The organism is Vibrio nigripulchritudo ATCC 27043, assembly GCF_000222685.1.
In the GTDB taxonomy this organism is placed as follows: Bacteria; Pseudomonadota; Gammaproteobacteria; order Enterobacterales; family Vibrionaceae; genus Vibrio; species Vibrio nigripulchritudo.
This window is the reverse complement of sequence record NZ_AFWJ01000072.1, coordinates 1-10,191: the sequence shown is the minus strand read 5'-3', so window position 1 is coordinate 10,191 and position 10,191 is coordinate 1. Positions and strand designations below refer to the sequence as shown.

The 10,191-nt window shown below is 44.2% G+C and carries 11 protein-coding genes and 1 tRNA gene; 7 read left to right on the top strand and 5 right to left on the bottom strand.

Annotation, left to right across the window (positions count from 1 at the left end; genetic code table 11):
• A partial coding sequence (locus tag RH89_RS08030; protein ID WP_004400935.1) for an ammonium transporter occupies nucleotides 1-1,588 on the bottom strand: 1,588 nt, incomplete at its 3' end.
• Nucleotides 1,589-1,784: 196 nt separating this feature from the next.
• Here RH89_RS08030 and RH89_RS08025 point away from each other — a divergent pair.
• The gene (locus tag RH89_RS08025; protein ID WP_004400933.1) at nucleotides 1,785-2,252 is read left to right on the top strand and encodes a hypothetical protein; all 468 of its coding nucleotides are present in this window, start codon (nucleotides 1,785-1,787) and stop codon (nucleotides 2,250-2,252) included.
• A 41-nt stretch (nucleotides 2,253-2,293) separates the two neighbouring features.
• A complete protein-coding gene (locus RH89_RS08020; protein ID WP_004400932.1) occupies nucleotides 2,294-2,701 on the top strand; it encodes a PPC domain-containing DNA-binding protein in 408 nt (135 codons plus the stop codon).
• On the opposite strand, the gene RH89_RS08015 is transcribed toward RH89_RS08020, so the two are convergent.
• The 3 genes from RH89_RS08015 to RH89_RS08005 all read right to left on the bottom strand — a co-directional run bounded on the left by RH89_RS08015 (nucleotide 2,698) and on the right by RH89_RS08005 (nucleotide 4,171).
• Entirely contained in the window at nucleotides 2,698-3,402 is a 705-nt protein-coding gene (locus tag RH89_RS08015) for an RES family NAD+ phosphorylase (RefSeq protein ID WP_004400928.1), read from the bottom strand. The genes RH89_RS08020 and RH89_RS08015 overlap by 4 nt on opposite strands.
• Nucleotides 3,399-3,818: an antitoxin Xre-like helix-turn-helix domain-containing protein gene (locus tag RH89_RS08010; protein WP_022561371.1), complete on the bottom strand. Its 420-nt coding sequence runs from the start codon at nucleotides 3,816-3,818 to the stop codon at nucleotides 3,399-3,401. Before RH89_RS08010 ends, RH89_RS08015 begins: the two co-directional genes overlap by 4 nt.
• A gap of 262 nt (nucleotides 3,819-4,080) precedes the next feature.
• Nucleotides 4,081-4,171, bottom strand: a tRNA-Ser gene (locus RH89_RS08005).
• A gap of 348 nt (nucleotides 4,172-4,519) precedes the next feature.
• Between RH89_RS08005 and RH89_RS08000 the strand changes: the two genes are divergently transcribed.
• Complete coding sequence (locus RH89_RS08000) at nucleotides 4,520-5,206, top strand: MaoC family dehydratase (protein ID WP_004400926.1); 687 nt, start codon at nucleotides 4,520-4,522, stop codon at nucleotides 5,204-5,206.
• A 91-nt stretch (nucleotides 5,207-5,297) separates the two neighbouring features.
• On the opposite strand, the gene RH89_RS07995 is transcribed toward RH89_RS08000, so the two are convergent.
• Complete coding sequence (locus tag RH89_RS07995) at nucleotides 5,298-6,218, bottom strand: LysR family transcriptional regulator (protein WP_004400925.1); 921 nt, start codon at nucleotides 6,216-6,218, stop codon at nucleotides 5,298-5,300.
• Between the two features lie 141 nt (nucleotides 6,219-6,359).
• Here RH89_RS07995 and RH89_RS07990 point away from each other — a divergent pair, with 141 nt between their 5' ends.
• The 4 genes from RH89_RS07990 to RH89_RS07975 all read left to right on the top strand — a co-directional run.
• The gene (locus RH89_RS07990; RefSeq protein WP_004400924.1) at nucleotides 6,360-7,718 is read left to right on the top strand and encodes an ABC transporter substrate-binding protein; all 1,359 of its coding nucleotides are present in this window, start codon (nucleotides 6,360-6,362) and stop codon (nucleotides 7,716-7,718) included.
• 103 nt (nucleotides 7,719-7,821) lie between these two features.
• The gene (locus tag RH89_RS07985) at nucleotides 7,822-8,673 is read left to right on the top strand and encodes a carbohydrate ABC transporter permease (protein WP_004400923.1); all 852 of its coding nucleotides are present in this window, start codon (nucleotides 7,822-7,824) and stop codon (nucleotides 8,671-8,673) included.
• Nucleotides 8,670-9,518, top strand: a complete 849-nt coding sequence (locus tag RH89_RS07980) for a carbohydrate ABC transporter permease (RefSeq protein ID WP_004400922.1) — start codon at nucleotides 8,670-8,672, stop codon at nucleotides 9,516-9,518. The genes RH89_RS07985 and RH89_RS07980 overlap by 4 nt, the downstream gene beginning before the upstream one ends.
• A partial coding sequence (locus RH89_RS07975) for a DUF4432 family protein (protein WP_004400921.1) occupies nucleotides 9,515-10,191 on the top strand: 677 nt, incomplete at its 3' end. The genes RH89_RS07980 and RH89_RS07975, both read left to right, overlap by 4 nt.

The following is a 10,191-nucleotide window of genomic DNA, read 5'->3' as shown; positions in this document are numbered from 1 at the left end:
CTTTCACCCGTTGTATGTTGTTTTTGAGCATTTCGGAAGTTTCGTCAGATTCTCCCTTTCCCATCATGGCGAGCTTTTGCTCCAACATATCGACACACATAACACAGTTACCTAAGGGCGTATTCACCTCATGAGCAATACCTTGCATCATTGTGTTCAGGGCGGACAGCTTGTTTTTCTCCTGAGTAATATCGTGAACTTTTCGCAGTTCATTCATTTGAATTCTTAGTCTTTCTGCATAACTGTCAGACAACGCTTTTTCCTTTTTGAATCGTTGCACTACGTGGTTATACGCTTCTGCAATTATGGCCAAATCGGAAAGCGGTTCGACTTGTAGTTTTGTCGGGGATTCTGCATTCACCAGCGAATGAGACTGAAGCTGTTCAATCATGTCATGGTACTGGTTGGTAATTTGGTGCTCTGAGAAATCCAGCCCTAATTCTTCGTACTCTTTTGAAACTCGCAGTGGAGAAAAATGGTTGATAACAAAGAAAATCCCGCCACTGATTACAAAACCCAGAACGACGTAGGTGATAGAGCCTCCCAACTGAGCCAAAAATTGCAACGGCAGAGTGAGCCCAGAATTCAGAAGAGATTTGTCTCCGAAGAAAGAAATAGCGATAAGCCCGAAAATGCCCGCAAACAGATGAACGGGAATCGCGTCTACAGGATCATCGACTTTCCATTCTTCCAGATAATATTTGCCAACCAATCCTACTGAAGCACCAATCGCAGAAACAATGACACTTTCCAGAGTGTTGAAATAGATACACCCTGCAGTTATCGATACAAGCGCGCTCAGCACACCAACGGTCACCCACTGTATATTGGTGTGTTTGAGGAAGAAATACGAAGCGACAAATCCAACTGTTCCGCCGACACTACCAGCGAGAAAGGTTTTCATGATGATGCTAGGAACGGTTTGATCGTAATAGATATTGCTCCCGCCATTGAACCCCATCCAACCAAGCCAGAGCAGCATAAGCCCCGCAGTCGCCATTGCCGGGCTGCTTCCGCTGATATGACGGTGAGTACCGTCGAAACGATTGGGGCGGGGACCCAAAATGAGAGTGAGTGCCAATGCGGTTGCCCCGCCGAAAACGTGAACAACAGCGCCACCTGCAAAGTCACGAAATCCTAGTTTATACAACCAGCCGAGATTATTCGGGTCGATTAAGCTTCCCCAGGTCCAATGCGCACCAATCGGATAAACGATACCACCGCAAATAGCGGCGATCAGAAGGTATTTGGAAAAAGCCAGTCGCTCCGCTGTTGCACCAGAAATTATGGTGACTGAAGTGGCAGCGAAAAGGGATTGGAAGATGAGAAAACTCACGGGAAAGCCAATGGATATATCAGGTGCGAAAAGATCGGAGCCCATTAAACCATTGGAAGTTGCACCAAATGCCAGTCCGTACCCGATGAGCCAAAAAAAGAAGGTTACCAAGATCAAATCGGCTAAGTTTTTCGCAGCCACATTGACGTGGTTTTTATGACGGGTTACCCCGGATTCTAAAAGTAAAAAGCCTGCTTGCATGAAAAATAAGAAAATTCCGCAAACCGTAAGCCACATATTTTGTTCTGACATTGTTTCACACCACTTATAGCTAGGGCTAATAACAGTGTAGAACATGTGGAATAAGCGACAACATTGGACTTTATTGAGCCTTTCATTCAATCGTGTGACATGTGTTCATCTGAATGAATTTTAGAAGTATTTCTCTGTTCAAAATCAAAATATACATGTATATATATACAGTAGTTTTGTTTTTTGGAGATTGGATATGAAACTGAGTGAAAGAAGGGCCCATTTTTCTTTATACAGATTGGCTTATGTAGTGCTAAGCCTCTCAGTAACCTTGTTTCTTGGTATCTGCACATTGATTCTAGTTGGCGAGCTGAACCAGCAGATGTGGAGTCAGAGCGTGCTTATGTTGTTCTATGCCGTATGGTCTGTTTATTACTGGAACAGTTTTCGTAGGAGCTTTAAGCTACTGACATCTATGGCCTGGTTTGATGACTTTGTGTATCTGGTTTGTCGTAAAATTCTGGTGAGCGCCAATGTATGTACTATTGCCATGTTACTGTGGGTAAAGGGAATGAGCGACTCGGCAAGCAGTCACCTGATACAGGTTTTGGTTGTAAGCGTTTCGATGTTGCTCGTGTCTTTTTCAGTTTCTAAGCTGACTTCAAACAGCCGTACGTCGAGCAGCAAAGAGCGATTTGAACACATGATGAGAGCTGTGAAATAAGCTATTATCGCTCGACCATGTTGTCCTGATGTATCTACAAAATGTCTCAAGTAAAACCCATCGCAGTCCAACTGACTCGCGGTCAAGATCTGAAAAGTGCCATATCGTCCATTGTTAAAACCGAGCAGATTCAAGCAGGTTCCATTGCTTCATGTATCGGTAGTCTATCTACGGCTTGTCTGCGTTTAGCGGGAGCCAGCGAATATTTGAGACTTTCCGAACCTTTGGAAATCGTCTCTGTCATGGGAACACTCACACCCGAACATCAACATATCCATATTTCGGTATCAAAGCAGAGTGGGGAAGTGGTAGGTGGGCATTTGATGGAAGGTGCGTGCATCGATACTACTGCTGAGCTTATTCTTCATAGCTATGAACGGCTCACATTCTCACGCGAGTACGATAGGAATACTGGTTTCTCCGAATTGGTGGTGGCTGACCGAGATTAATCCTGCTCTGCGTTACAGGGTGACACTTTCTCGAATTTAGTAATGGCTCCATTACTATAAAACGACTCAAAATGTGCTGTCTGTACAATCCTTTGGATCAATCTGGGTGCAAAAAGTGCAAAGCACACTTCTTCCGGTTTTCTGGCTCGCACAGAAAAATACGTAATACCATCAGAACCTGATTGTTTCAGCTCTCTGGCAAGTTGCTGCCCCGCAGAATAATGACTTTTACTATAAACATCGTGTTCCATGGGAAGCGAGGTTAAATCTTTAAGTTTTGCCGTAAACTGACACTCAAGCCCACGATAGGTAATGACTTCGAAAGGGCAGTTCTCAATATTATTCAAGTAACGTACCTGATGGTAGGACACTTCACTGATCGCGGTTTCCATATTTTCAGCACAATAGAAGGCACCAAATTGCGCGTCGTTAAAACGACCACCATCTCCACTGATATGGACAAAAGGCGCGATCGCATAACTGCAACCTGCAATTCCAAATGGAATCTCTGAAGTGTCAACCAGAGTAAGGTTACCTAATTCGTTTTGAATTCGTGGGTTGGTCAGTTCCTGAATGGCATAAAGCGCCGCAAACTCTTCTTCGTCGGCAACATCGTCAAATAATGCAATAGGGGGGTACTTAGAAGGAATCAACCGAAATGCAACTTCGTTCGTGAACTCTTTATCTTTGCATTCCTTCACTGCCAGTGTCCCCCGCGTAAAGCATTCACTCGGTGATAAACGTCATACAGTGAACCAAAATTCCCACCTTCAATCACATCTATTGGTGCTCTGCCTTCAAAAAAGGTGTTGTGGTTTTGACTGGTCATAAAGCCATAAACCAGTTCTGGGTTGTTAAACACGGTTCTCAAAACCCCGTGAATATTTAGAACCAGGCTGATTCTTTCAAGCAAATCATTACTGACCGCCAATGAAAACGGATCGGACTTGGCTTTAAAGAACTGGCTTTTTTTAAGCCCGAGAATACTCATCATTTGCTGATTGGTTAATGACCATTTTTCTAAGATATTGAGCGCGGCTTTTAACCCGGTAGATCGGGTTTTCTTTTCATCGGTTGAAACGGACTCAATATTAAAAGAGCTATTTGACTGGACCATAACGACTGCCTCGAACATCTTCAATAATCCAAAAATAAATCATTATTGATATAAAGTCCAATTATGGACTAATTTTGCGACAAAGAACAAATTTGGAAAAGGAAGGCAGCATTGAGTTGGAGATAATCAATCCACTTCTTATTTCATTTACTCGGCTTTGAAATGGATTGTTTGGTATTCGATATTTTGATGATTAAAGCGATTTCATAACGGGACAATAAACGAAAAAAGCCGCTGGAAATTCCAGCGGCTTTCTAAAATGTGGCGGAGAGATAGGGATTTGAACCCTAGATACGCTATTAACGTATGCCGGTTTTCAAGACCGGTGCTTTCAACCACTCAGCCATCTCTCCGTTGCGAGGCAGATATTATGGAAATAGCGAATTCGTGTAAAGAGAAAAATTAACTTTTTCAGACTGTTCGCCGTCTATTTAGTCAGTTCGCCGCGTTATTGTTCACTTAATTTATATATGACTGAAAAATGACATAAATATATAGCTGAGACCTAAAATTATACAAAAGCGGGAAATAGGTTAATCCTTCAATAAAATAATGTTTTATTACTTATCTTATTGGTTTAATTAGATTAATAGAGTTTCAGACAACACTTGTTCGCCCGAAAGTATTTGCCAGTTCTATTATTCTCATTCAAAATTACCGTTAAGAACTCTTATGCGAGTTGTTGTGTAATAAGGTTTTATATGAAAGTTGTTGATATTCTCAAACACAAAAGTGAGTCACTGGCTAAAAAGCATCATTTCGAATTTCGCGAGTTGATGTCTCCGATGCTGCGCGAATACTGGAGTGATATTGTTAATAGGGCGCATGCGCAACATCTTTTCCCGTGGGTTAAAGATCACAACACTCCGGCGATAAATGAAGACTCTCCAGAAGTTGTTAAACAGCAAGTTGTTTTATCTGAAGAAGGTGAAAAGCTCTATGGTGAATTGCAGCTTTTGATCGGAGAGGAAATTCATGTTGGTGACTGGTTGACTATCGATCAGGATAGAATCAATGCTTTTGGTATCGTAACTGAAGACATGCAGTGGATTCATACAGATCCTGAACGTGCCGCTGAAGAGTCACCTTTTAAAACACCGATTGCTCACGGTTTCCTGACTCTTTCTATGCTTTCTCGCCTGACTGACAGTGTCGATCCAGAAAAGCCTCAGTTTCCTACTGCGAAGATGACGGTTAACGTTGGTCTTAATCAGGTCAGATTCCCGTATCCGGTTAAAGCTGGTAATCGCATTCGTGCAAGAAGCACATTGCTTAAAGTTACGCCGGTAGCAAAAGGTCTTGAAATAGAGCGTGAGATTAAGGTCGAGATTGAAGGAATTCGCCGACCAGGGTGTGTGGTTGTTTCAGTGATTAGGCTTGTTATATAAGCGACACTGCCAATCAGTGATTCAATCGCTAGTGTTATAAATAAGGGAAGTGTGAGAACACTTCCCTTATTTCTTTTCTCCAAAATCACGCTCAGTCACGAACAACCGATAGTTGCGCGAAAGCGTCCTCAATAATCTGAATTAGCAAATGCTTGTATATATCGACTAAAGGCGGGGCAATGACGTTTTTCCGCCTTACGACGCCAATCTTCCTAACGTAGTCAAAATCCTTTATCTGAAACCAGGTTAAGCCGTAACGGGTAAAGTCACCAACGCTTCCTTCCGGGCTTAAACTTAGCATCTGTTTGTCTCGCACGTATGTGCCAAGTATATCGGGGTTATTGGTAACCACTCGAAACCTTGGAAAAGGGGACTGCTTTGAGAAGAAAAAAGACTCCAGAGCGGTTCTGGCTACCTCGCTTCTTTCGGGGGCTACCCAGTCGTGATTCTTAAGATCATCGATTGAAACATGACGATTCGCAAACGGATGACTTTTATGGCAAAGCCCTAATATCTTGTCTTCTGCGACTAGGGTAGTTTCAAAGTTTTCGTCTTCGACCAATTGATTAACCATACCAACATATATATCGATCCGGTTTTCGATTAAAGCATGCCTTAACCCTTCGGCGTAGTCGGTAATAACCGCAAAATCTGCTCCAGAGTACTTTTCTTCTAGCTGAACCATTGCCTTTTCGGCGTATGAAATAAAAGCCAGACCCGAGCCAATTCTAACTTTGCCAGCCGAGCCTGATGCAAGAGTCGATATGTCCTGTTTTGACTGTTCGAAATCCAGCAAAATCCGCCTGGCGTGAAACTCCATGGCGTGACCAAACACAGTTGGAACCAGTCCGCGAGGGTGTCTCTCAAAAAACTTAACGCCATACTCTTCTTCAAGAACAGAAATGCTCTTGGATAACGCTGGCTGACTCAGGTTGACGCTTTCGGCTGCCTTGAGTAATGAACGTTGCTCCATGGCAGCCAGAAAATGCTGGAGTCTTCTGGAAGTTAGCATGCTTTTAGCCCTCCAATACGGTTAAGGCTCAGCCCAAGGTATAACCAAAAGTTTGAGTAATCAAATTAAAAGAAGATTGTTTTTTGTACAATTTTAAAAAATGATAAGTATTCACGTACACGGATTGTATGAGAGGAAAAAATGAGTAATGGAATACTTAAAAAAGCGATTACCCGTTTAGTGAAATTCGCTTCCCTTGGCACTGTGGTTTTCATGATTGGGAATGTGGCTATGGTGCAGGCTAAAGAAGTCCCGGTTAATGTGGTGATCAATCAGTCACCCTGGTTGGCTGGGTTCTCAGCCATCGCGGATCTCTATGAAGAAGAAACAGGGAATGAGATTAACCTGGACGTTAACCCGTATGCCGGAAGTCTGGAAAAGCAACGAAATGCCGTTAGGTCATCAGAAAGTGAGTTCGATTTACTGATCATAAACGGAATATTCTATCCAGAAATGTATCACGGAGGCTTTCTCGAACCACTGAAAAATATCGATCCTGATTTTGAGTTGGATCCTCAAATTTATGAGTACGGTGGCACCCCTTGGTTCAACCGTGAAACTAAGGCTATGGGTAAAGAAACCGGTGAGCTGTTAACCGTTCCAGTTAACCCGAACATCACTCTGATGTTTTATCGAAAAGATCTTTATGAAGAGAGAGGGTGGTCTGCCCCAACCACATTTAATGAACTAAAAGAAAATGCGAAAAAACTACACAACCCAAAAAAGATGTACGGCATTGCTCAGCGTGCCGGACGTGGAACCGTGTCCATTACGTGGGATTTCTTCCCTTACATTGAAGGGTTTGGCGGTTCGTATTTTAGAGATGCGCTAAACGGTGATTACTTTGTCACAATTAACAGTGAAGAGGGAAGAAAAGCGCTTCAGGCATACATCGATCTTGCTAACGAAGTGGGACCTCCTAATTCTGCCAATCTGACGCAAGGTGACCTGATTCAACTCTTGGTAACGGGAAAACTTGCACATACCGTTCTTCCTGCCGCCGCCTGGGCTCAAATGGACAACCCGAATAAATCGGCCGTTGTCGGAAAAATTGGATACGCAACATTACCTTCGGCACCGGGCAATCCTTCAACCCCGGCATTAGGTCACTGGCTCGGTGGGATTCCTAAGAACCTGCCTGATGCCAACAAACGAGCTGCGCTCGCATTTCTGAATTGGTTCCAAAGACCGGATACACAAATTAGATACGCTGTATTGGGGGGCGCTCCAGTTAGTGCCGCGGCTTACGAATCGAAGTTTGCTGAGCAGCCTGAAAACCGATATATGCAAGCAATGCGTGTAGCGTCTCCACTCGCAAAAGGTATGTGGACTATTACTGAAGGCGCTGAGTTGGCAGCAATCATGGAATTAGGGTTAAATCGTACCGTAGCAGGGGAAATCACCGTTGTTGAGGCTTTGAATTCTATGGCTGCAGATCTCGAAAAAGTGTTGAAAAAAGCAGGTTACAAGACAGGTCGTCTACCAGACTTGATTGAGTGACCGTTTTTTCTTTGTGAGCCGCTTACCCGGCTCACTTAGCTTCTTCAAAACTTTTTGCGGGTATCCAATGTTTAGCAATTTCAATATCAGCTCTAGAGGGAGAATGTATTCTCTTGCCCCTGCATTGTTGATCTTTCTGGTTCTGGCGTTGTTGCCAATTGCCAACCTTTTTCTGACCAGTTTTTTCGATGTTTCGTGGAAAGATGGTGAAAAAGTTACCTCTTGGGTGGGGCTTTCTAACTTCGCTGCAATGCCAGGTGACCCATTATTTGTGGCGGGTATCAAGAACACACTTATTCTGGTTGTGACTGCGACAAGCGCACAGGTGTTTCTTGGGCTTATTTTAGCTCTCTTATGTTCAAAGATTGGTAAGAGAAGCCAAACTTATCGCGCTCTGCTAATTTTGCCGATTCTTATTCCTGGAATTGTCATTGGTGCAATATGGCGCCTGATGTACAACTCTGAATTTGGGATCATCAACACCATTCTCGAGTTTGTTGGAATTCCCGGTCACGACTGGTTGGGGTCAACCTATACAGCCTTGGCTTCGGTGATTGTTGTCGATATATGGCACTGGACTCCTTTTTCTTTTCTTCTTCTGCTGGCAGCGATTGAGTCTTTGCCCAGTGATGTTTCCGAAGCCGCAAAGGTTGACGGCGCTACCTCCTGGCAGGAGCTGTGGTACATCACTTTGCCGCTGTTAATGCCCGCTATTGTGATGACATTTCTATTTAGAGCGGTTATCGCATTCAAAGTATTTGATGAAGTTTACCTGTTGACATCCGGAGGACCAGGAACCTCTACAGAAGTCATAAGCTTCACTATTTTTCAGCGGTTTTTCCTTCAGGATAAGGTGGGATATGGCTCAGCAATTTCGGTTTCGCTGGTGTTCTTTGTTTCCATCGTCATTGTGATTGCGCTCAATGCCCGTAAAGAAAAGGAGATGACCCAATGAGACCCCGTAGAGGCAACAACAATCGTCATCTCAGCCGCGACGTCTGTCTGCATGGTTTTCTTTTACTGGCGGTCGCGCTTACGTTTGCCCCCTTTGTTTACATTGCGCTGTCTTCACTTAAGACACAAATTTCACTGTTGATGGGAGACGTCCTGTTCACACCTACCTTGCACAATTATCAGGAGGTCTTGTTTGACCGGACTTCTGACTATACTCGAAATTTCGTTAATAGCGTGGTCGTAACATCTATTACCACGCTCATTGTCATCATTATTGCGTTTTTCGCTGGTTACTCGTTGTTCAGAATGAACTGGCCTAAGTCGGTCATCAACGTATTTCTCGTCTGGTCTATGGCGTTCAACCTTATGCCAACAGTATCTCTGGCAAGTGGCTGGTATGAGATGTTCAGAAACATTGGTATTAGCAACGACTACTTAGCCGTCATTCTGGCTCACGTAACCCTTCATTTGCCTATTGCCTTATGGTTGATGGCGTCCTTCTTTCGGGAGATTCCCAAGGAACTTGAAGAAGCCGCCTACGTAGACGGTGCTGGGTTTCTAACTCTGATTACTCGTGTAATCGCGCCAATTATGGCTCCCGGTCTGGTTGCTACAACAATTTTAATTTATGTATTCAGTTGGAATGAGTTCCCGGTTGCGCTTGCTCTAACCAATAACGAAACGGGTACGGTTCCTGTCGCGATTGCAAAATACGCGCAAGAAGAGGAAATCAAATATACACAAATGGCGGCGGCGTCAGTGCTTTCAGCCATCCCGGCATTAATTGCGCTTCTATTTGGTCAACGGTTTATCGTGCGTGGGCTAACGGCAGGAGCGGTCAAATGAGTCGGACGAAAGTTCATGGTATTCATTTCGACCAACTCAGCGACTGGACTGCAGGGTCACAAGTCCACGTTGGAGCACGCCTGATATCGTTACAGGATGGGCGAGAAAGAGGAGTGCGTGTTGTAGAAATGCGCTCCGGGAGTGGTCTTGAAATTGAGGTGATTGTCGACGGGAATGGCGATCTGGGTCGATTGACTTATCAAGGTAAGACTTTGTCCTGGCATACTCCTCAAGGGCTTTGCTCGCCCTGGCAAATGAACCCTGAATCAAGTAACGGGCAAGGTTTCTTACAAGGGGTTGGAGGGCTTCTTAATACCTGCGGTCTCGATCATATCAGGCAACCGGATACTGAAACTCGATTCAATGTTGATTCAGATAAGCACTACAACGCCGTTTACCCTTTGCATGGTGGAGGGGCTTATCAGCCGGCGATTCTTCGTGGCTACGGGGTGGTTGAGGACGTTGATGCACCCTATGTGTATTGCGAGACGGAGTTTACGCAAACTATCCCGCTTGTGACCACTTTAAAACTTCAACGTCGAATCGAGATGGAAATCGGTAGCAACAAAATTACGCTTTCAGATAAAGTGATCAACGTTGGTCGTCACGCCTCAAGCCATATGATGCTTTACCACTTTAATCTCGGATTTCCCCTGATTGCGCCCGGTTCATA